This window comes from Rehaibacterium terrae (genome assembly GCF_014202935.1).
Lineage (GTDB): Bacteria > Pseudomonadota > Gammaproteobacteria > Xanthomonadales > Xanthomonadaceae > Rehaibacterium > Rehaibacterium terrae.
In genome coordinates, this window is record NZ_JACHHX010000010.1 from 89,937 (window position 1) to 109,881 (window position 19,945).

A 19,945-nucleotide genomic window follows, 5' to 3' on the forward strand; every position below is an offset into this window, starting at 1 on the left:
CCGGCCTCTACTGTTCCTGGGGGCGGCGCGCGGAAGCGCCGTCTAGCAGCGGACGCAGCCTGGCGTCGATGGCCTCGCGGGCGCGGAAGATCCGCGAGCGCACGGTACCGATCGGGCAGTCCATCGCCTCGGCGATTTCCTCGTAGCTCAGCCCGTCGACTTCGCGCAAGGTGATCGCCGTGCGCAGCTCCTCGGGCAGTTGCGCCACCGTCTCGGTCACGGTGCGCTCGATCTCCTCGCGCAGCAGCTCGTGCTCGGGCGTATCGGTGTCGCGCAGCCGTTCGCCGGAAGCGAACTGCACCGCATCCACCGCATCGATGTCGTCGGTCGGCGGCCGGCGGCTCGAGGCCACGAGGTGGTTCTTGGCGGTGTTCACGGCGATCTTGTAGAGCCACGTGTAGAACTGCGCGTCGCCGCGGAAGTTCCCGAGCGCGCGGTAAGCGCGCAGGAAGGTCTCCTGCGCCACGTCCTGGCACTCGCTCCAGTCGGGAATGTAGCGGGCGATGAGGGCGCCGATCCGGTGCTGGTACTTGCGCACCAGCAGGTCGAAGGCCGCCTTGTCGCCTTGCTGTACACGTCTGACCAGCGCCTGGTCCAATTCGTTCTCGCCCATCCGGGCCGGCACTCCTGTCGACTCGGCCCGCGGGCCGTCATCAGTGACATCGCGGGCGGAGGAAAGTTCATCCCGGCGGCCAACGGCGTTGACCGTCCGGAAGTCCAGCCCGGATGATACGGACTTTCGCCATACCTGAACGGATGGAACGCCATGTTCGACGGCCTTCGCTTCACCCACTGGCAGCCCGAGCTGCGCCCCGACGGCATCGTCGTGCTCACCCTCGACCGCGCCGACCAGCACGTCAACGCCCTCTCGCAGGCGGTGCTCGACGAGCTGGACCGGCTGGTGGAGCGCATCGCCATCGAAAAGCCCGCGGGCGTGGTGATCCGCTCGGGCAAGGCGGCCGGCTTCATCCCCGGGGCCGACATCCGGGAGTTCCAGGAGTTCGACAGCAAGGGCACGGTGCTGGATGCGATCCGCCGTGGCCAGCAGGTGTTCCAGAAGCTGGCCGAACTGCCCTGCCCGACCGTCGCCGCCATCCACGGCCACTGCATGGGCGGCGGCACCGAGCTGTCGCTGGCCTGCCGCTACCGCGTCGCCAGCAACCACGACAGCACCCGCATCGGCCTGCCGGAAGTCAAGCTCGGCATCTACCCGGGCTGGGGCGGCAGCGTGCGTCTGCCGAAGCTGGTCGGCGCACCGGCCGCGTTCGACATGATGCTCACCGGCCGGGCGCTGTCGGCGAAGGCCGCGCAGGCGATCGGTCTGGTCGACAGGGTGACCGAACCGGCGCTGCTGCTCGACGCCGCCATCGAGCTGGCCAGGCGCGGCACGACGCGGCCGTTCCGGCAGCGCTTCATGGGCTGGGCCACCAACCTGTGGCCGGTGCGGCAGATCCTCGCGCCGATGCTGGTCAGGCAGGTCGCCCGCAAGGCGCGCAAGGAGCACTACCCCGCACCCTATGCGCTGATCGACACCTGGCGGCGCAGCGGCGGTCCGATCGAGGCGCGGCTGAAGGCCGAGGCCAGGTCGGTGGCGAAGCTGGCGCAGACCCCGACCGCGCGCAACCTGATCCGGGTGTTCTTCCTGCAGGAGCGGCTCAAGGGCCTGGGCGGCAAGGAGCATGGCATCTCCCGCGTGCACGTGGTCGGCGCCGGCGTGATGGGCGGCGACATCGCCGCCTGGTGCGCGCTCAAGGGCTTCGAGGTCACCCTGCAGGACCGCGGGATGGAGTACGTGCAGCCGGCGCTGGCGCGCGCCGACAAGCTGTTCGAGAAGAAAGTCAAGGACGAGAGCAAACGCGAACAGACCCGCGCGCGGCTCAGGCCCGACGTGGAGGGCGCGGGCGTGGCCGAGGCCGATCTGGTCATCGAGGCGATCTTCGAGAACCTCGACGCCAAGCGCGCGCTCTACGCCAGGCTGGAAGAGACGCTCAGGCCCGAGGCGCTGCTGGTGTCCAACACCAGTTCGATCCCGCTGGCCGAGCTGCGGGCGGAGCTCAGGCACCCGGCCCGCTTTGCCGGCCTGCACTACTTCAACCCGGTGGCGATGATGCCGCTGGTGGAGATCGTCCGCCACGACGCCATGGATCCGGCCACCGAGAGGCGCCTGGCCGCCTTCTGCCGCGCCATCGACAAGCTGCCGGTACCGGTTGCCGGCACGCCCGGCTTCCTGGTCAACCGCATCCTGATGCCTTACCTGCTGGAGGCGATCACCTGCTACAGCGAGGGCATCCCCGGCGCCGCCATCGACCAGGCCGCGCTGAAGTTCGGCATGCCGATGGGGCCGATCGAGCTGGCCGACACCGTCGGTCTGGACGTGGCCGCCAGCGTGGGCCGGATCCTCGCCGACTTCCTCAAGCTGCCGATTCCGCCCGGCCTGGAATCGAAGCTCGAATCCGGCAAGCGTGGCCGCAAGGACGGCGAGGGTCTGTACAAGTGGGAGAACGGCAAGGCGGTGAAGCCCCCGCTGCCGAAGGGCTACGAGGCGCCCGAGGACCTCACCGACCGTCTGATCCTGCCGCTGCTCAACGAAGCCGTGGCCTGCCTGCACGAAGGCGTGGTCGCCGATGCCGACCTGCTCGATGCCGGCGTCATCTTCGGCACCGGCTTCGCGCCCTTCCGCGGCGGCCCGATCGCCCACATCAGGGCCACCGGCCCCGGCAAGCTCAAGGCGCGCCTGGAGCAGCTCTCGGTCCGCCACGGCGAGCGCTTCCTGCCGCGGCCGGGCTGGGACGCGCTGACGGGTTGAAACGGCCACTCAGGCATCACCGGAAGTTTCCGCAGGCGTGGCGCGGGCCGTGACCGGGAAAGCGGGAAGCGGGAAGCGGGCGAAGAAAAACGGACAGCGCGGGCAGGGCCTCCACGAAGCGATGCCCTCCCTCGTTTCCCACTCCTCTTCACTCCTTGCTTCGCACTGTATCTGCCGCACCTACAACGGCACCCGCTCGACCCACTCCAGGCGGCCGTCGATGAAGATGGCCAGGCGCGCGAAGCGCGAGCCCGGGAAGCGGTACACCCATTCCTCATGCCGCACCGGGCGGATCACCTCGTTGCCGAGGCCGTCGCGGATCAGGATGTCGCGGTAGCGCGCGGTACGCGACTCGGGCGCGCCGCAGCGCAGCACCACCTCGCCCGGCACCGCGCCGCGCATCAGCGCGATGTCGCCGCAGTCGCCACCGATGCTGTGGCGGCCGTAACCGAGCGTATCGATGCGCAGCAGGCGGCCGTCGCGAAAGGTCAGCCGGTGCACCAGCCGGTTCGGGCCGAAGTTGTAGTACCACTCGTCGTGGACCCGCTCGGTGCGGCGTTCGACCGGCCCGCCGGCGCCGCTCACCAGCAGCTCGCCGTAGCTGGCGATCCAGTACGGCTCGCCGCAGCGCTCGCGCACCTGGAAGTCGTAGTCGCCGGTGGTGATCACCCGGGTGCCGCAGCGCATCGCGGCGGCTTCGCCGGCGAAGGCCAGCGCGGTCAGCACCAGCAGCCCGCGGAATGTCGGCAGAAGCCTCATGGCAGCCTCCCTGGAGGGGATGCGTCCACGGTAGTGCCGCCGGCATTAACGGCGGAATAGCGGACGCGGCGACCGGGCACGCCGCGGCCCGCGCGATCCCCGAGACCCGGAGTCAGGCGCGGCACCCCTCCAGCCGCAAACGCTGTCCGGGTTTGATCAGGTAGGCCGGCGCCTTGATGCCGTTGGCCCGGGCCAGCGCCTGCGGGCTGGGGCACTGGTGGCGGCGGGCGATCGCCGCCAGGCTGTCGCCGGCCTTCACCACGTAGGTGCGCCCGCCGCCCGACGGAGCCGCCGCGACGCCCGGCATCCGCGCGGCCGCCAGCTCCTGTGCCAAGCGGCCGCGCGCGCCGTCCACGCAATGCACCTGGTAAGCCGGCACGATCCGTGCCGGCATCGCCAGCTCGGTGCCGGCCGGAATCGGCGCATTCGCCTGGAAGCGTGGATTGAGGTTGCGCAGCACCCGGAACCAGCCGTCGCGGCTGCCCGCGTTGCCGATGCAGATCGCCAGCTCGTTGATCGACATGCTGCGCGCCAGCGCCACCGTGGCCGGCCGGGGGTCCACCGCCGGAAACTCCAGCCCGTAGTCCTCCGGATGCAGGAACAGCCAGGCCGCCGCCAGCACCATGGGCACGTATTCGCGCGTCTCGGCCGGCAGCTGCGAATACACCCGGGCATCCCAGAAGCCGCGCCCGCCGGTCTGCCGGTAGAGCCGGCCCATGCGGCCCTCACCGCCGTTGTAGGCGGCCAGCGCCAGTTCGAGGTTGTGGTTGAACTCGGCAAAGCGGTCGTTGAGGTAGAGCACGTTGGCGCGCGCCGACAGCCGCGGATCGAAGCGGGTGTCGAAGCCGTCCACGCGCCCCAGCCCATAGCGCAGACCGGTCGCCGGCATGAACTGCAACGGGCCGCTGGCGCCGGCCCGCGACACCGCGTGCACGCGGCCGCCGGACTCCTTGGCGAGGATGCCGAACAGCAGCGCCTCGGGCAGTCCGGCCTGTTCGTACTCGGGCCACATCAGGTGGCGCATGTACTGATAGTTTTCCCAGGCGGTGACCAGTTGCGGGCGCATCCAGGTCAGCCACTCGGTGAGCGCGGCCTTGACCGGGCCATTGAGTTCGATGATGTCGCGCAGCTCGCGGCCGTTGAGCAGGTTGATCGATCGCCCGGCCTCGGGCAGGTGTGCCAGCAGCGGCGAATCGCCGGCCGCCTGCAGCAGCACGCCCTCGCCCGCCGTCAGCCCCTCGTCGCCAGCCTCGTCGCGCGTGGCCAGCAGGGCATCGTAGGCGGCGAAAAAGCGCGCACTGTCGCAGCCGGCGGTGTTGGTGCAGGCGATCGCCGCCTCCTGCATGTCGCTGGCTGCCGCGCGCATCGCCTCGCGGCCGGCCTCCACCTCGCCCGCCGCCACCTGTTCGAGCCCGCTGCGATAGCGCTCGCCGGCGGCATCCAGCCGCTGGTAGAGCGCATCCACGGCCCGCCCCGGGGGCACGGTGGCGGTGCGCGGGGCGCCGGAAGCGGCGCAGCCGGCGATTAGGACGACCAAGGAAAGCAACACGTATCGGGACATGGGGGATGGCTGGGAAACGGCGTGCAAGCGGCAGCCTAGCGACCGTCACCGCGGGCCACAACCGGCCTGCGTCACGGCATGACGCGGGCACGTTCTAGAATCCGGTCACCACCCCGGGAGACGCGCGTGAACACCGACCTGTTCCTCGGCAAGTCCGACCTCGGCCACGGCGTCCCGGTCACCCTGCAATCGCGCTATGGCAACCGCCACGGCCTGGTCGCCGGCGCCACCGGCACCGGCAAGTCGGTATCGCTGATGGTGCTGGCCGAGGCGTTCTCGCGGATCGGCACGCCGGTCTTCATCGCCGACGTGAAGGGCGACATCGCCGGCCTGGCCATGCCGGGCACGCCGGGCGAGCGCCTGCAACAGCGCGCCGCGCAGCTCGGGCTGGGCGACTTCCGCCCGGAGGCCAGCCCGGTGATCTTCTGGGATCTGTTCGGCGAACTCGGCCACCCGCTGCGCACCACCGTCTCGCAGGTCGGGCCGACCCTGCTCGCGCGCATGCTCGAACTCAACGACACCCAGGCCGGCGTGCTCGACATCGTCTTCAAGCTCGCTGACGACGAGGGCCTGCTGCTGCTCGACCTGGACGACCTGCGCGCGCTGCTCGGCTTCGCCCAGGAGAACGCCAAGGACATCTCGCAGCGCTACGGCCTGATCGCCGGGCAGTCGGTGGCGGCGATCCAGCGCGCGCTGCTGCGGCTGGAACAGGCCGGCGGCAAGCGTTTCTTCGGCGAACCGGCGCTGGAGCTGGCCGACCTGATGCGTCAGGACATGTCCGGCCGCGGCGTCATCAGCATACTCGCCGCCGACAAGCTGATCCTCAGCCCGCGGCTGTATTCGGGCTTCCTGCTCTGGCTGCTGTCGGAGCTGTTCGAAACGCTCCCGGAGGTCGGCGACCTGGACGCGCCGAAACTGGTGTTCGTCTTCGACGAAGCGCACCTGCTGTTCCAGGACTGCCCGCCGGCGTTGCGGCAGCGCATCGAGCAGGTGGTGCGGCTGATCCGCTCCAAGGGCGTGGGCGTGTACTTCTGCTCGCAGCAGCCCGACGACCTGCCATCGGAGGTGCTGGCCCAGCTCGGCAACCGCATCCAGCATGCGCTGCGCGCCTTCACCCCGCGCGACCAGAAAGCCGTGCGTGTCGCCGCCGAGACCTTCGTGCCCAACCCGGCCTTCAAGGTGGCCGAGGCGATCACCACGCTGGGCGTCGGCGAGGCGCTGGTGTCCACGTTGCAGGACAAGGGCATCCCGACGCCGGTCGAAAAGGTGATGATGGCGCCGCCGCGCTGCCGCATGGGCGCGATCACGCCCGAGGAGCGCGCCGCGGTGCGTGCCCGCAGCCCGGTCGGTGGCCGCTACGACAACGAGGTCAACCGCGAGTCCGCCTATGAAATCCTCTCTCGTCGCGCCGAGCAGGCGGCGGCGACCCGCGAGGCGGCCAAGGCCAGGCCGGAAGCCGACAACACGGCGCAGCGCGGCGGCTGGCTGAAGGACTTCCTGTTCGGCACCGGCCGCCGCCAGGGCGCGATCGAGGCCACCGCCAAGTCGGCCATGCGCACGGTCGGCAACCAGCTCGGCCGGCAGATCCTGCGCGGCGTACTGGGCGGCATGGCCGGTGGCTCGCGCAGGCGCTGAGCCGCGGTTTCCGGTCAGCGCCCGCCACCACCGCCGCCTCCACCGCCGCCGCCGGAAAAACCGCCGCCACCGCTGCCCGAGCTGCTGCCTGGCGGTGTGGCCGAGGACGAAATCTGCCGACTGAGGCCACGACCGAGATCGCGGCTGAGGCTGCCCAGATCGGCGAGACCGCCGGGGCCACGATACCAGCCGATGCCGGCCGCGGCGGTCGCCGCCGCGGCGGCACCGACGGCATGCGTGAACTTTCTCGTCCACGCCTCTTCGACATCCAGCGCCAGCGCGTAGGGCAGCAAGGCCTCGTAACGCGCCGCGTCCAGCCGCGGCGGCTCGCCGGGACCGGACAGTGCCTTGAGTTCGTCGCGCTCGGCCACGCCAAGGTACAGACGCAGGCCCTCGACACGATCCAGCAGGCGCCGCCCCTCGGCGGTGGGCGCGCGCATCAGCCAGGTGAACACCGCATGCGCCGCCACCGACAGGCCGAGCAGCACGGCGATCGCCGCGATGCCGTCGCCACGCGCGATCGCCAGCGCCGCGATGCCATACGCCACCGAGAACAGCAGACCGGTGAGCAGCGTGCCGCCGTTGCCGACGAAGTAATGCGGCTTGTAGTGCCGCATCAGCGCCTTGATCTGTTCGCCGCGGGCGCTGCCGATCTCGCTGGCGTTGCCGCTCGCCAGCTCCACGGTGTCGCCCTTGCGGAACAGCCTTGCGGCGATCGCGCGCTGGCTGTCGCCGAGCACGGCGGCGTCCGCACCCGGCAGGCGCGTGAGCCTCCAGCGGTCCGTGAGCATCCCCTTGTCGCGCTCGATGCGGAGATAGCCACGCACCGCCATGTCGACCAGGTCGGCGGCGAAGCAGCGGTCGTCGTAGGCCATCCGGCGCAGGAAGCGCAGCCCGCCCGGCGTCTTGCCCTCCGGCGGCGCGTACTGCGGAAACACCGGCCCGGGCGCCGGATCGCGACCGTGGTGATGCCAGCGCCACAGGTAGAAGGCCAGCAGCAGGACGAAACCCGCCAGCGCCACCAGCACGCCGCGGTTGTCGTACAGCAGCCAGTACAGGCGCTGGCTGCGGGTAGGCGCGGACACGACGCCCTTGGGAAAGGCCAGCACCAGCGTCAGTCCCTCGCGCGCGCCCAGCGGCCGCGTCGCCCGCCAGCGCGCCACGCCGTCCCCGACTTCCACCACGTAGTCGCGTCCGCGCGCTCGGTCAACGCCGGTGTAGGCCTCGGCATCGAGCTGCGCGGCCGGCACCGCCACCGGCAGGCGCACTTCGGCGGAGAGCCGTTCGATGGCCAAATCCCAGCCGTTGCCGTTGACGTTCCAGTACAGCTCGTCGTGCCCGGCGAAGAAACCAAGCTGGCGTGTGGTCCGGTAGCGCAGGGTGTAGGTGATGTCGGCCGGCACCGGCAGAAACTCGTCGCTGCCGGTGTTCAGCCGTACCCCGTTGCCCAGCCGCTCGGTGAACCACGGCTCGGGCTGGCCGTCGCGCAGCACTTCGAGCGGCTCGAAGTCGACCACGACGCGGTTGCCGAAGCGGTCACGGTAACGGGTCGGGAAGTCGCGGTAGATGCCGCGCCGGATGCTGCGCCCTTCCGCGCGGACGACGATCGTTTCGCTCACTTCCATCGCGCCGTCGGGCTGGATGCGGATGTCGCTGTGGAAGGACAGGATGCGCTCCTGCGCCGCGACCGGCAGCGCGCAGAGCAAGGCGAGCAGGATCGGCCAGCGGCTCATCGTGCCGTCTCCACCGTCGGCGCGGCGCGCGCCTGGTCCGCCGCACGGTAGAACTCGGCCGCCGTGAAGCCGAACGGCCGCGCCAGCAGCAGGTCGGGGAAGCGCTGGATGCCGTCGTTGTAGGCGCGCACCGCGCCGTTGTAGAAACGGCGCGCGTATTGCAGATGATCCTCGACCTCGACCAGGTCTGCCTGGAGCCTGAGGAAGTTGTCGCTGGCCTTGAGCTCGGGGTAGGCCTCGCGCAGCGCGAACAGCCTGCCCAGCGCCTGCTCCAGTGCGCCCTCGAGCTCGGCAAGCCGCGCCGGCCGGTCGGTGGCGACGGCCTGCGCACGCAGCGTGGTCACGCTTTCCAGCAGCGCTCTCTCGTGGCCCGCGTAGCCGCGAACGGCCTCGACCAGCAACGGCACCAGGTCGTGCCGGCGACTGAGCTGCACGTCGATGTCGCTCCAGCCGGCGCGCACCTGGTTGCGCAACCGGACCAGGCGGTTGTAGGTGAGCACGCCCCAGGCCAACAGGACGGCCGGAATCATCCACAGCGCAGCGATCACACAGTCGCTCCTCGGGCCAGCGAAGTGGGCAGATTATGGGTGGCGTGAAGCGGCTGCGGCCACCCTCGGGTATATTCGGCCGCCTCGGGCCGCCCGCGTGCCCTGCATTCAAGAGCCTGAACCGATGTCCGACCTGCCCGCCACGCCCGCCAAGCGCACCGCGATCGACCGCTTCCTCAACATCGTCGAGAAGGGTGGCAACGCGCTGCCGCATCCGGCGACGCTGTTCGCGATCCTGGCGCTGACCGTGATCGTGCTGTCCTGGATCGCCTCGCAGTTCACCCTGATGGTGCACCACCCGGTCACCGGCGCGGAGATCCGTCCGGTCAACCTGCTGAGCATCGACGGCCTGCACCGCATCCTCACCGGCCTGGTCACCAACTTCACCGGCTTCGCCCCGCTGGGCACGGTGCTGGTGTCGCTGATCGGCATCGGCGTGGCCGAGCATTCGGGCCTGATCGGCGCGGCGCTGCGGCAACTGGTGCTGGCCGCGCCGCGCTTCCTGCTCACGCCGATCCTGGTGTTCGCCGGGGTGATGTCGAACATGGCCAGCGAGATCGGCTACGTGCTGCTGGTGCCGCTGGCCGGCCTGATCTTCCAGGCCGCCGGCCGCCACCCGATCCTGGGCATGGCCGCCGCCTTCGCCGGCGTGTCGGGCGGCTATTCCGCCAACCTGCTGCTGGGCACCATCGACCCGCTGCTGGCCGGCCTGTCGCAGGAGGCCGCGCGCATCCTCGACCACGACTACACGGTCAGCCCGGCGGCCAACTACTACTTCATGTTCGTGTCGACCTTCGTGGTGACCGCGCTGGGCTGGTTCGTCACCGAGGTCATCGTTGCCAAGCGTTTCCCGGACGCCGCCACCCGCAGCAGCGACGAGAAGATCGAGCCGATGAGCGCGGCCGAGAAACGCGGGCTGGTCTATGCGCTGGTCGCCTCGCTGGCGCTGACCGCGCTGATCCTGTGGGGCACGCTGCCGGCCGACGGCTTCCTGCGTGACCGCGAGACCGGGGACCTGCTCAACTCGCCCTTCCTCCAGGGCATCGTCGCGATCATCTTCGCCTACGGCGTGGTGGCCGGCATCGCCTACGGCATCGGTGCCGGCACGGTGAAGAGCGACGAGGACGTCATCAAGGGCATGAGCCAGAGCATGGCCACGCTCGGCGGCTACCTGGTGCTGGTGTTCTTCGCCGCGCAGTTCGTGGCGTTCTTCAACTGGACCCAGCTCGGGCTGATCTTCGCGGTGGAGGGCGCGACCTTCCTCAAGGCGCTGAACATGCCGGCGATTCCGCTGTTCATGGGCTTCATCCTGCTCACCGCCACCGCCAACCTGTTCATGGGCTCGGCCTCGGCCAAGTGGGCGCTGATGGCGCCGGTGTTCGTGCCGATGTTCATGCTGCTGGGCTACTCGCCCGAGATCACCCAGCTCGGCTACCGCATCGGCGACAGCGTGACCAACATCATCTCGCCGATGATGAGCTACTTCGCGCTGATCATCGCCTTCTTCCAGCGCTACGAGCCCAAGGCCGGCATCGGCACGCTGGTGGCGGTGATGCTGCCCTACTCCATCGTGTTCCTGATCGGCTGGACGGTGCTGTTCTCGATCTGGCTGGCGCTGGACCTGCCGATCGGCCCGGGCGCGCCGCTGGAGTACATCCAGGCCATGCAGGCCGGCTGAACGAAATGAGCGAGGGCCGCCCCGCCGCGCGCGGGGCGGCCGCACGGGATTTCGAGCATGTCGCGCTGGCGTCCCCCCGCCCCCGCATCCACCCCGATCATCACCCGCGAGGGCTTCGAGCGGCTGCGCGCCGAGCTCGACGAACTGTGGCGTGTCCGCCGCCCCGAGGTGGTGAAGGCGCTCGCCGCCGCCGCCGCCGAGGGCGACCGTTCGGAAAACGCCGAGTACACCTACCGCAAGAAGCAGCTCGGCGAGATCGACCGCCGCGTGCGTTACCTGAGCAAGCGGCTGGAGAAGCTCAAGGTCGCCGAGGGCCGCCCGGCGGACACATCGGCGATCTTCTTCGGCGCCTGGTTCGAGCTGGAGAACGCTGCCAGCGGCGAGCTCGCGCGCTACCGCATCGTCGGCCCGGACGAGAGCGACGGCGCGCGCGGCTGGATCAGCGTGGATTCGCCGCTCGCGCGCGCGGCACTGAAAAAACGCGTCGACGACGAGTTCGAGGTGCAGCTGCCCGGCGGTGTCGCGCAGTTCGTGGTGGTTTCGATCAGCTACGAACCGCCGGACACGGACTGAGCCGGACGCTCAGTCCGACGGCAGCAGGGCCTGCACCCTGGCGATCAGCCCGACCAGCACCTGCCGCTGCACGGCCAGATCGGTCGCCACGGTCAGGTCGGTCTCGCCCAGCGCGGCCTTGAGCGCATGCACCTTCTCCGCATCCAGCCCGAGCACGTCGATGTCGACGCCGGCCAGCGCCTCGCGGGCCGCGATGACCTGCCGGTTGGCGATGCCGAAGTTGCGCTGGTCGAGCTCGATGGCGGCCTGCATCAGCTGCACCTGGGTCTGCAGCAGGCCGATCCGGGCCAGCGCGCGGGCGTTCGCGGCTTCGGCGGTTTCGGCACGGGCCTGGACGGCCGCAAGTTCCGCGGTCAGCTCGCCGACGCGCGTCTGTGGTCCTGCGCGCCCCGTCCACCAGCCGATGGCGAACACGACCACGACGGCGACCAGCACCTTCACCCACCACTGTTTGCGCGAACCGTTCCCGTTACTCATGGCGACTCCTCCGCTGGGGATTTCGTGCCAGAGTCTAAACCAGCTCCGGACCCGGCCCGGCACCCGGCGGGTCGATGCAGTTCGGGCGAGGGAGCGGCGGTGCCGCCCGACACCCGGAATCGACGGCGCGGATGAAGCGAGGGCCTCCGCGACGGGGCCGGCTGGCGTCAGTCCGTTTCCTGACCGGGATCGACCAGCGCGAACAGGTCGTGCTCGTCGCTGCCCATGATCGTCACCTCGGCGAACTGGCCGGGCTTGAGGCCGGCGACGGCGCCGTCCTGGATCTGCACGGTGCCGTCGATCTCCGGCGCATCGGCCATCGAGCGGGCGATGGCCAGCTCGCCGTCGATGGCGTCGACCAGCACGGTCTGCACCGTGCCGACCTTGGCCTCGAGCTTGCCGGCGCTGATCTCGGCCTGGCGCTGCATGAAGCGCGCCAGCCGCTCCTGCTTGAGCTCTTCGGGCACCGGGTCGGGCAGCGCGTTGGCCGCCGCGCCCTCGACCGGTGAGTAGGCGAAGGCGCCGACGCGGTCGAGCTGGGCTTCTTCGAGGAAATCCAGCAGCTCCTCGAACTCTTCCTCGGTTTCGCCGGGGAAACCGACGATGAAGGTCGAACGCAGGGTGATGTCCGGGCAGATCGCGCGCCAGCGTGCGATGCGCTCGAGCGTCCTGTCGACCGCGCCGGGGCGCTTCATCAGCCTGAGGATGCGCGGGCTGGCGTGCTGGAAGGGAATGTCCAGGTACGGCAGCAGCTTGCCTTCGGCCATCAACGGGATGATCTCGTCGACGTGCGGGTACGGGTAGACGTAGTGCAGGCGGACCCAGACCCCGAGCTCGGCCAGCCCCTCGCACAGCGCCTTCATGCGGGTCTGGTACGGCCGGCCGCGCCATTCGCGCTCGGCATACCTGAGATCCACGCCGTAGGCCGAGGTGTCCTGCGAGATCACCAGCAGTTCCCTGACGCCGCCACGGGCGAGCTTTTCGGCCTCGCGCAGCACCTCGTCCACCGGGCGCGACACCAGGTCGCCGCGCATCGAGGGAATGATGCAGAAGCTGCAGCGGTGGTTGCAGCCCTCGGAAATCTTCAGGTAGGCGTAGTGCCTGGGCGTCAGCTTCAAACCGTAGTCCGGCACCAGGTCCAGGAACGGATCGTGCTTCGGCGGCAGCGCCTCGTGCACCGCCTGCATCACGCTGCCGTAGTCCTGCGGGCCGGTGATGGCGAGCACGCCCGGGTGCGCCTGGCGGATCTGCTCGGGGCGCTTGCCCAGGCAGCCGGTGACGATGACCTTGCCGTTCTCGGCCAGCGCCTCGCCGATGGCGTCGAGCGACTCGGCCACCGCCGCATCGATGAAGCCACAGGTGTTGACCACCACCACGTCGGCGTCGTCGTAGCTGGGCACGATGTCGTAGCCCTCGACCCGCAGCTGGGTGAGGATGCGCTCGGAATCGACCAGCGCCTTGGGGCAGCCGAGGCTGACGAAGCCGACCTTGGGGTTGGAACGGGACATGACGGCGCCGCGAAACGGGGGGCGCGGATTATAGCGCCGGCGCTACCATAGGGCCTTCCACCGCGGAGGGGTCGCCATGGGCCATTGGATCTCGCTGGACGCGCCGGCCGGAGGCATCCGCGCCTGGCGCGCCGATCCGCCCATCCCGCCGAAAGGCGTGCTGGTGGTCGTGCAGGAGATATTCGGCGTCAACCGTCACATCCGCGACGTGGTCGACCGTTTCGCCGCACACGGCTACGTGGCGGTGGCGCCGGCATTCTTCGACCACGTCGAGATCGGCGTCGAGCTCGACTACACGCCCGAGGGGGTGGAGCGCGGCCGCGAGCTGGTCGCGCAAATCGGCTTCGAGCGGGTACTGGAGGACGTGGTCGAGGCCGCCCGCGAATTTCAGCATCTCGGCAAGGTCGGCGTGGTCGGCTACTGCTGGGGCGGCACGGTGGCCTTCCTGGCCAACACCCGCCACGGCTTTCCGGCGGTGAGCTACTACGGCGGACGCACGGTGCCGTTCCTGCACGAGCAGCTCGACGCGCCGATGCTGTTCCACTTCGGCGAGCGCGACCCGATCATCCCGCCCGAGCACGTGCAGCTGCACCGCGAACTGCAGCCGCAGGCCGAGATCCACGTCTATCCTGCCGGCCACGGCTTCAACTGCGAGGCGCGCGAGGATTACGACGAGCCCAGCGCGCGGCTGGCACTGGAGCGCACCCTGGCCTTCTTCGAGCGCACACTCAAGCCATGACGAGGCAACGGCCATGAACCACTGGAGCCTGCACCCGCAACTGGCCGGCGACACCCACCCGGTCGCGACCTTCGGGCTGTCCGAACTGCGGCTGATGGACGACGCCAACTACCCCTGGCTGATCCTGGTGCCGCGCGTGCCCGACGCACGCGAACTGGTCGACCTCGACGCCGCCGCACAGGGCGCGCTGATGGAGGAGATCAGCCGCTGCTCGCGCGCGCTGCAGGCGCTGTTCCGGCCGCACAAGCTCAACGTCGCCGCGCTCGGCAATCTGGTGCCGCAGCTGCACGTGCACGTGATCGCACGGCACACCGACGACCCGGCCTGGCCGGCGCCGGTCTGGGGCCGGGTCAACGCCCGCCCGTACACGCCCGAGGCGCTGGTCGAGTGCGTCTCGCGGCTGCAGCGGGCGCTCGGCGTGTGACGACGCCGGCCATCGAACCGCTCGGCGACGCCGCCCTGCTGCTGCGCTGGGGCGAGCGCATCGATCCGGACCTCAACCGCCGAGTGCATGTACTGGCGGCGGCGCTCGACGTCATCCGCCCGCCCTGGCTACTCGACCTGGTGCCGGCCTACGCGACGCTGGCGCTGTACCTGGACACCGCCGCCTTCGGCCCCGCCGAGCCGCCGCTGGCGGCCGCCGAGCGCTGGCTGCGCGCGCGGCTGGCGACGCTCGCCGACCACACGGACGACCCGGCGGCAACGCCGTCGGCACGGTCGATCGAGATTCCGGTGCGCTACGGCGGCGAGGACGGCCCGGATCTGGACGCTGTGGCCCGCGACAGCGGCCTGTCACCGGACGAGGTCGTCGCCCGCCACACGGCCGGCGACTACCACGTCGCGCTGCTCGGTTTCGCACCCGGTTTTCCCTACCTGCTCGGCCTCGATCCCATGCTGGCGCTGCCGCGCCTGGCGACGCCACGGCAGCGCGTGCCGGCCGGCAGTGTCGCCATCGGCGGCGCCCAGACCGGCATCTACCCGCGCGAGAGCCCGGGCGGCTGGCGCATCATCGGCCGCACCCCGCTCGTACTGTTCGACCCCTTGCGCGACCCGCCCGCCCTGCTCGCCCCCGGCGACCGCGTGCGCTTCGTCGCCGTCGACGACGCGGCCTTCGCCACGCACGCACGGGAGCGCCGATGAGCCTGCAGGTGCTGGCCCCCGGGCTGCTGACCAGCGTGCAGGACCTCGGCCGCACCGGTTTGCGCCGCTACGGCGTCGGCACCGCCGGCGCGCTCGACGGCTACTCCGCGCGCGTCGCCAACCTGCTGGTCGGCAATGCGCCGGACACGCCGCTGCTGGAAATCACACTCAGCGGTCCGCGCCTGCGCTTCGACCGGCCGCTGCGCATCGCCCTGACCGGTGCGCAGATCGACGCCCGCCACGACGATGTCGAGCTGCCCGGCTGGCGCCCGCTCGATCTGCCGGCCGGCGGCGAGCTGCGACTGGGCGCCTGCCGACGCGGTTGCCGCGCCTATCTGGCAATCCACGGCGGCCTCGGCGTGCCGCGCCTGCTCGGCAGCGCGTCCACCGACCTGCGTGGCGGCTTCGGCGGCATGCGCGGACGCATGCTCGCCGCCGGCGACCTGCTGCCACTGGCACGCGAAGCAGGGCCCGCGGTCGACACGCCACGCATCCCGCCGTGGTGGATCGCAGCGGCCCCCGACATCGACCTGTACCGCGACGCCCTGGCGCATGTGCTGCCTGGCCGCGACGCCACCGAGCCTGCCGATGCCCTGTTCGCGACGAGCTGGAAAGTCTCCGCCGCCAGCAACCGCCAGGGCCTGCGGCTGGACGGCCCGCCCTTGCAATCGGCCGACCGCCGCGAGCGGGTCTCCGAACCGGTCGCCGTCGGCACCATCCAGCTGCCGCCGGACGGCCAGCCGATCATCCTGCTCGGCGAGGCGCAGACGGTCGGCGGCTACCCGCGCATCGGCCATGTCGCCAGCGCCGACCTGCCACGGCTGGCGCAATTGCGCCCGGGTGACACCCTGCACCTGCGCCCGACCGATGCCGACTCCGCCTGGCGCGCGGCTTGTGATCAGCGCGCGCGGCTGGCCAGAATCGCCCTGGCGGTCGCACAACGGCTGGCCGCCCGCACCTGACCGCCGGCACTTCCCCTACGAGCCAACCCGCATGAAATTCAGCCTCCCCGCGATCATCCTCATCGTCCTCGGCAGCGTACTGTTGCTCGACAACCTCGGTTTCGCCCGCTTCGACTTCGGCCGGCTGGTCGCCACCTGGTGGCCGGCGATCCTGATCGCGGTCGGCCTGAGCATGCTGTTCAAGGGCTCGAAATAGCCGCCGCCCATGAGCCGCCCGCTGCGCATCGACTTCAACTGCGACCTCGGCGAGGGTTGCGGAGACGACGCAGCGATCGCGCCACACATCAGTTCGGCCAGCCTGGCCTGCGGTTTCCACGCCGGCGACCCGCTGCGGATGCGCGAGGCGGTGGCGGTCTGCCTGCGCCACGGCGTCGCCGTCGGCGCCCACCCCTCGTTCCCGGATCGCGAGGGCTTCGGCCGGCGCGAACTGGCGACGACGCCCGAACAGGTCCACGCCGACACGCTCTACCAGCTCGGCGCGCTCGCCGCCTTCGTCCGCGCCGCCGGCGGCCGGCTGCATCACGCCAAGCCGCACGGCGCGCTCTACAACCTCGCCGCGCGCGATGCCGCCATCGCCGAGGCCATCGCTGCCGCCGTGCGCGACTTCGACCCGGGGCTGATCCTGTACGGCCTGGCCCACTCGGCCCTCACCGCCGCCGGCGAACGCGTCGGCCTGCGGGTGGCGCACGAGGTCTTCGCCGAGCGCCGCTACGAGGCCGATGGCACGCTCACGCCACGCGATCAGCCAGGCGCGGTGATCGACTCGCTCGACGAGGCGCTGGCACAGGTGCGCGGCATGCTGCGTGAAGGCATCGTCGTCGCCCGCACCGGCGAGCGCGTGCCGATCCGCGCCGACACCCTCTGCCTGCACGGCGACCGCCCCGACGCCGCCGCCTTCGCCCGCGCGCTGCGCGCGGCACTGGCGGCCGAGGGCATCGCTATCGCCCCGCCCTTCTCCACACCGGACTGAAACCCCATGTCCTACTGGCCGCTGATCGGTGTCGCCTGGGTCGTTGCCGGCTTCGCCCTGCGCCTCAATCCCGCGCTGGTGGTGGTCAGCGCCGGCCTGGTCACCGGCCTGGTCGCCGGCAAGGATCTGCTGGCCGTGCTGGGCCTGTTCGGCGAGGCCTTCACCAAGCAGCGCTATCTCGCCCTGTTCCTGCTGACGCTGCCGGTGATCGGCCTGCTCGAACGCCACGGCCTGAAGGAGCATGCACAGGCGTGGATCGCACGCATGCGCGGCGCCACCGCCGGCCGCCTGCTGGTGGCCTACCTCGGCCTGCGCCAGCTCGCCGCCACCTTGGGCCTGACCAGCCTCGGCGGCCACCCGCAGACTGTGCGGCCGCTGCTGGCGCCGATGGCCGAGGGCGCGGCGGAAGCGTGCATCGGCGCGCTGGACGACGACCAGCGCCAGCGCCTGCGAGCGATGTGCGCCGGCACCGACAACGTCGGCCTGTTCTTCGGCGAGGACGTGTTCATCGCCTTCGGCGCGGTGCTGCTGATACAGGGCTTCTTCGCCGAGAACGGCATCGCGCTCGAACCGCTGCATATCGCCCTGTGGGGCATCCCCACCGCGCTGTGCGCCTTCGCCATCCACACCACCCGCGTGCTGCGCTTCGAGCGCCGGCTGGAGCGCGAGGCGCGCGCCATCGTCGCGCAGGCGGCACCGGAGGTGCGTCCGTGATCACCCTGCAGTGGATCTATTGGCTGGCGGGCGGCTACATCGGCTGGCTGGCCTGGCTCGGGCTGCGCGACCGCGGCAACCCGCGCCGCCACACCACGGCCCTGTTCTGGGGGCTGCTGGCGCTGGCGCTGCTGGTCGGCGAGCGGCTGCCGGCGCCGGTGATGGGCGGCATCGTGGTGCTGCTGGCGGTGCTGGCCGGCTTCGGCGGCATCCGCATGGGCCGCTACGACCAGAGCACGGTAGACGAGAAGCGCGCCGAGGCCGCGCGCCTGGGCAACCGGCTGTTCTGGCCGGCGCTGCTGATCCCGGGCGTCACCCTGCTCGGCGCGGTGGTGCTGAAGGATGCGGAAATCGCCGGACAGCGCCTGTTCGGCGCTGAACAGACCACGCTGGTCGCGCTGGGCGTGGCCTGCCTGATCGCCACCTTCGCCGCCTGCCGGCTGACCCGGCAAAGCGCCGGCGCGGCCGTGGAACAGTCGCGCCGGCTGGTCGACGCCATCGGCTGGGCGGCGCTGCTGCCGCTGCTGCTGGCGACCCTGGGCAGCGTGTTCTCGGCCACCGGCGTCGGCGAGGCCGTGGCCGAACTGGTCAAGGCCGGCATCCCGGTGGAGAACCGGCTGGTGCTCGTGGTCGCCTACGCGCTGGGCATGGCCGTGTTCACCATGATCATGGGCAACGCCTTCGCCGCCTTCCCGGTGATGACCGCCGGCATCGGTCTGCCGCTGCTGGTGAACGGCCATGGCGCCGACGCCGCCTCGCTGGCCGCGATCGGCATGCTCTCGGGCTATTGCGGCACCCTGATGACGCCGATGGCGGCCAACTTCAACCTGGTGCCGGCGGCGCTGCTGGAACTGAAAGACCCCTACGGCGTCATCCGCGCCCAGATCGGCACGGCCATCCCGCTGCTGGCGTGCAACATCGTGTTGATGTACTTCATCGTCTTCCGCCATGCCGGCTGATTTTCGTCCCGTGGCAGGGGCTTCAGCCGCGACCGAGTGATGAGGAGCGAGTGAAGAGGAGTGAGGAATGAGAGAAGAGCGGGACTTCGGCTAGCCGATGCTTTCTCTCACTTCTCACTCCTCTTCACTCGTTTCTCGCTCCTGGGGTCGCGGCTGAAGCCACTCCTGCACAAACACAAACACGATGACACCACGAGCCCCACCATGCCCCAACCCACCCTGCTGCTCACCGGTTTCGAGCCCTTCGGCGGCGAGGCGGTCAATCCGTCCTGGGAGGCGGTGCGCGTGCTCGACGGCGAGTCCATCGTCGGCCACCGCGTCGTCGCTGTACGACTGCCGGTCGTCTTCGGCCGTTCGCTGGAGGTGTTGCGCGAGGCGCTGCGCGCGCACCGTCCGACGCTGACGATCTGCGTCGGCCAGGCCGGCGGCCGGCCGCGCATCTCGCTGGAACGGGTGGCGATCAACCTCGACGACGCCCGCATCCCCGACAACGAAGGCCGGCAGCCCATCGACAGCCCGGTCGATCCGCACGGCCCGCCGGCGCATTTCGCCACGCTGCCGATCAAGGCCATCCTCGCCGCGCTCACCGACGCCGGCATCCCGGCCGAGGTGTCGAACAGCGCCGGCACCTACGTCTGCAACCACGTTTTCTACGGCCTGATGCAGGCACTGGATGACGGGATGCGCGGCGGATTCGTCCACATCCCGTATTCGCCGGAACAGGCCGCACGCCACCCCGGCGCACCCGGCCTGCCGGTGGCGATGGCGAGCGAGGCCTTGCGCATCGCCCTGCGCACGACGCTGGCGACGCGCGAGGATCTCCGCGTCCAGGCCGGCGCGGAACACTAGCGTCTGTAGGAGCAACTGTCTTCTTATCCCCCCGTCTTCGGTGCCCAAGCGCGTTGCACCGCCAGGCTCGTGTGCCTGTGGGTCTCTCGCGACCTGGCCGGTGTGTTGTGTTGGGGTTTCGTGCGTCTGTGGGTGTCTCGCGAACTGGCCGGCGCTACGCGCCGGGGTCCCGTGCGCTTGCAGGTTTGTCGCGATTTGGCCGGCCTTTCAGGCCGGGGGTTCCGTGCGCCTGCCGGCGCCCGGGTCACTTTCTCTTGCTTGCCCAAGAGAAAGTGACCAAAGAGAAGGGCACCCCAGGTGCTCGCGCCCTCCGAACATCCTGTTCGGAGGGTTC

20 protein-coding genes are annotated in these 19,945 nt (G+C 70.6%); 13 read left to right on the plus strand and 7 right to left on the minus strand.

Annotated elements, in window-relative coordinates; translation table 11 throughout:
• Window positions 1–7 precede the first annotated feature (7 nt).
• Window positions 8–613, minus strand: a complete 606-nt coding sequence (gene rpoE / locus HNQ58_RS08370) for an RNA polymerase sigma factor RpoE (RefSeq protein ID WP_183948451.1) — start codon at window positions 611–613, stop codon at window positions 8–10.
• A gap of 153 nt (window positions 614–766) precedes the next feature.
• On the opposite strand from rpoE, the gene HNQ58_RS08375 reads away from it, so the two are divergent.
• Window positions 767–2,806: a 3-hydroxyacyl-CoA dehydrogenase NAD-binding domain-containing protein gene (locus tag HNQ58_RS08375; RefSeq protein ID WP_183948452.1), complete on the plus strand. Its 2,040-nt coding sequence runs from the start codon at window positions 767–769 to the stop codon at window positions 2,804–2,806.
• 180 nt (window positions 2,807–2,986) lie between these two features.
• Here the strand turns inward: HNQ58_RS08375 and HNQ58_RS08380 are convergent, their stop codons facing one another.
• Window positions 2,987–3,565: a DUF2845 domain-containing protein gene (locus tag HNQ58_RS08380; RefSeq protein ID WP_183948453.1), complete on the minus strand. Its 579-nt coding sequence runs from the start codon at window positions 3,563–3,565 to the stop codon at window positions 2,987–2,989.
• 112 nt (window positions 3,566–3,677) lie between these two features.
• Window positions 3,678–5,030: a transglycosylase SLT domain-containing protein gene (locus HNQ58_RS08385; protein ID WP_343057242.1), complete on the minus strand. Its 1,353-nt coding sequence runs from the start codon at window positions 5,028–5,030 to the stop codon at window positions 3,678–3,680.
• A gap of 222 nt (window positions 5,031–5,252) precedes the next feature.
• Here HNQ58_RS08385 and HNQ58_RS08390 point away from each other — a divergent pair, with 222 nt between their 5' ends.
• Window positions 5,253–6,761: a helicase HerA-like domain-containing protein gene (locus HNQ58_RS08390; protein WP_425504164.1), complete on the plus strand. Its 1,509-nt coding sequence runs from the start codon at window positions 5,253–5,255 to the stop codon at window positions 6,759–6,761.
• A gap of 14 nt (window positions 6,762–6,775) precedes the next feature.
• Here the strand turns inward: HNQ58_RS08390 and HNQ58_RS08395 are convergent, their stop codons facing one another.
• Window positions 6,776–8,494: a DUF2207 domain-containing protein gene (locus tag HNQ58_RS08395; RefSeq protein WP_183948456.1), complete on the minus strand. Its 1,719-nt coding sequence runs from the start codon at window positions 8,492–8,494 to the stop codon at window positions 6,776–6,778.
• Window positions 8,491–9,042 (minus strand): LemA family protein, encoded by a 552-nt coding sequence (locus HNQ58_RS08400; RefSeq protein ID WP_221301222.1) that lies wholly within the window; start codon window positions 9,040–9,042, stop codon window positions 8,491–8,493. Before HNQ58_RS08400 ends, HNQ58_RS08395 begins: the two co-directional genes overlap by 4 nt.
• A 124-nt stretch (window positions 9,043–9,166) precedes the next feature.
• Here HNQ58_RS08400 and HNQ58_RS08405 point away from each other — a divergent pair, with 124 nt between their 5' ends.
• Both HNQ58_RS08405 and greB read left to right on the plus strand, forming a co-directional pair.
• Window positions 9,167–10,720 (plus strand): AbgT family transporter, encoded by a 1,554-nt coding sequence (locus HNQ58_RS08405; RefSeq protein ID WP_246417217.1) that lies wholly within the window; start codon window positions 9,167–9,169, stop codon window positions 10,718–10,720.
• A 57-nt stretch (window positions 10,721–10,777) separates the two neighbouring features.
• Complete coding sequence (greB, locus tag HNQ58_RS08410) at window positions 10,778–11,293, plus strand: transcription elongation factor GreB (RefSeq protein WP_183948457.1); 516 nt, start codon at window positions 10,778–10,780, stop codon at window positions 11,291–11,293.
• Window positions 11,294–11,302: 9 nt separating this feature from the next.
• On the opposite strand, the gene HNQ58_RS08415 is transcribed toward greB, so the two are convergent.
• Together HNQ58_RS08415 and rimO are read right to left on the minus strand one after the other, a co-directional pair.
• The gene (locus tag HNQ58_RS08415; RefSeq protein WP_183948458.1) at window positions 11,303–11,770 is read right to left on the minus strand and encodes a hypothetical protein; all 468 of its coding nucleotides are present in this window, start codon (window positions 11,768–11,770) and stop codon (window positions 11,303–11,305) included.
• Between the two features lie 167 nt (window positions 11,771–11,937).
• Window positions 11,938–13,278 carry a 30S ribosomal protein S12 methylthiotransferase RimO gene (rimO, locus tag HNQ58_RS08420; RefSeq protein WP_183948459.1) on the minus strand — a complete coding sequence of 447 codons (1,341 nt, stop codon included), beginning with the start codon at window positions 13,276–13,278 and terminating at the stop codon, window positions 11,938–11,940.
• Window positions 13,279–13,354: 76 nt separating this feature from the next.
• On the opposite strand from rimO, the gene HNQ58_RS08425 reads away from it, so the two are divergent.
• The 9 genes from HNQ58_RS08425 (at window position 13,355) to pcp (ending at window position 19,611) form a co-directional block, all read left to right on the plus strand.
• On the plus strand, window positions 13,355–14,017 hold the full coding sequence (locus HNQ58_RS08425) for a dienelactone hydrolase family protein (RefSeq protein WP_183948460.1): 663 nt from the start codon (window positions 13,355–13,357) through the stop codon (window positions 14,015–14,017).
• A gap of 13 nt (window positions 14,018–14,030) precedes the next feature.
• Entirely contained in the window at window positions 14,031–14,441 is a 411-nt protein-coding gene (locus HNQ58_RS08430; RefSeq protein WP_183948461.1) for an HIT domain-containing protein, read from the plus strand.
• Window positions 14,438–15,157 carry a 5-oxoprolinase subunit PxpB gene (gene pxpB, locus HNQ58_RS08435; protein ID WP_183948462.1) on the plus strand — a complete coding sequence of 240 codons (720 nt, stop codon included), beginning with the start codon at window positions 14,438–14,440 and terminating at the stop codon, window positions 15,155–15,157. The genes HNQ58_RS08430 and pxpB overlap by 4 nt, the downstream gene beginning before the upstream one ends.
• On the plus strand, window positions 15,154–16,119 hold the full coding sequence (locus HNQ58_RS08440) for a 5-oxoprolinase subunit C family protein (RefSeq protein WP_183948463.1): 966 nt from the start codon (window positions 15,154–15,156) through the stop codon (window positions 16,117–16,119). The genes pxpB and HNQ58_RS08440 overlap by 4 nt, the downstream gene beginning before the upstream one ends.
• A 31-nt stretch (window positions 16,120–16,150) precedes the next feature.
• Entirely contained in the window at window positions 16,151–16,315 is a 165-nt protein-coding gene (locus tag HNQ58_RS08445; protein ID WP_183948464.1) for a LiaI-LiaF-like domain-containing protein, read from the plus strand.
• 9 nt (window positions 16,316–16,324) lie between these two features.
• Complete coding sequence (locus tag HNQ58_RS08450) at window positions 16,325–17,089, plus strand: 5-oxoprolinase subunit PxpA (protein ID WP_183948465.1); 765 nt, start codon at window positions 16,325–16,327, stop codon at window positions 17,087–17,089.
• Window positions 17,090–17,095: 6 nt separating this feature from the next.
• Complete coding sequence (locus HNQ58_RS08455; RefSeq protein ID WP_183948466.1) at window positions 17,096–17,803, plus strand: DUF969 domain-containing protein; 708 nt, start codon at window positions 17,096–17,098, stop codon at window positions 17,801–17,803.
• Window positions 17,800–18,762 carry a 5-oxoproline transporter, DUF979 family subunit gene (locus tag HNQ58_RS08460; RefSeq protein ID WP_183948467.1) on the plus strand — a complete coding sequence of 321 codons (963 nt, stop codon included), beginning with the start codon at window positions 17,800–17,802 and terminating at the stop codon, window positions 18,760–18,762. Before HNQ58_RS08455 ends, HNQ58_RS08460 begins: the two co-directional genes overlap by 4 nt.
• A gap of 204 nt (window positions 18,763–18,966) precedes the next feature.
• Window positions 18,967–19,611 (plus strand): pyroglutamyl-peptidase I, encoded by a 645-nt coding sequence (gene pcp, locus HNQ58_RS08465; protein WP_183948468.1) that lies wholly within the window; start codon window positions 18,967–18,969, stop codon window positions 19,609–19,611.
• Window positions 19,612–19,945: the final 334 nt, after the last annotated feature.

What these genes read in the sequence shown, in the direction of transcription:
- rpoE (WP_183948451.1), bottom strand. Translation starts at nt 613, where the DNA reads ATGGGCGAGAACGAATTGGACCAGGCGCTGGTCAGACGTGTACAGCAA.
- HNQ58_RS08375 (WP_183948452.1), top strand. Translation starts at nt 767, where the DNA reads ATGTTCGACGGCCTTCGCTTCACCCACTGGCAGCCCGAGCTGCGCCCC.
- HNQ58_RS08380 (WP_183948453.1), bottom strand. Translation starts at nt 3,565, where the DNA reads ATGAGGCTTCTGCCGACATTCCGCGGGCTGCTGGTGCTGACCGCGCTG.
- HNQ58_RS08395 (WP_183948456.1), bottom strand. Translation starts at nt 8,494, where the DNA reads ATGAGCCGCTGGCCGATCCTGCTCGCCTTGCTCTGCGCGCTGCCGGTC.
- HNQ58_RS08405 (WP_246417217.1), top strand. Translation starts at nt 9,167, where the DNA reads ATGTCCGACCTGCCCGCCACGCCCGCCAAGCGCACCGCGATCGACCGC.
- greB (WP_183948457.1), top strand. Translation starts at nt 10,778, where the DNA reads ATGTCGCGCTGGCGTCCCCCCGCCCCCGCATCCACCCCGATCATCACC.
- HNQ58_RS08415 (WP_183948458.1), bottom strand. Translation starts at nt 11,770, where the DNA reads ATGAGTAACGGGAACGGTTCGCGCAAACAGTGGTGGGTGAAGGTGCTG.
- rimO (WP_183948459.1), bottom strand. Translation starts at nt 13,278, where the DNA reads ATGTCCCGTTCCAACCCCAAGGTCGGCTTCGTCAGCCTCGGCTGCCCC.
- HNQ58_RS08425 (WP_183948460.1), top strand. Translation starts at nt 13,355, where the DNA reads ATGGGCCATTGGATCTCGCTGGACGCGCCGGCCGGAGGCATCCGCGCC.
- HNQ58_RS08430 (WP_183948461.1), top strand. Translation starts at nt 14,031, where the DNA reads ATGAACCACTGGAGCCTGCACCCGCAACTGGCCGGCGACACCCACCCG.
- HNQ58_RS08440 (WP_183948463.1), top strand. Translation starts at nt 15,154, where the DNA reads ATGAGCCTGCAGGTGCTGGCCCCCGGGCTGCTGACCAGCGTGCAGGAC.
- HNQ58_RS08445 (WP_183948464.1), top strand. Translation starts at nt 16,151, where the DNA reads ATGAAATTCAGCCTCCCCGCGATCATCCTCATCGTCCTCGGCAGCGTA.
- HNQ58_RS08450 (WP_183948465.1), top strand. Translation starts at nt 16,325, where the DNA reads ATGAGCCGCCCGCTGCGCATCGACTTCAACTGCGACCTCGGCGAGGGT.
- HNQ58_RS08455 (WP_183948466.1), top strand. Translation starts at nt 17,096, where the DNA reads ATGTCCTACTGGCCGCTGATCGGTGTCGCCTGGGTCGTTGCCGGCTTC.
- pcp (WP_183948468.1), top strand. Translation starts at nt 18,967, where the DNA reads ATGCCCCAACCCACCCTGCTGCTCACCGGTTTCGAGCCCTTCGGCGGC.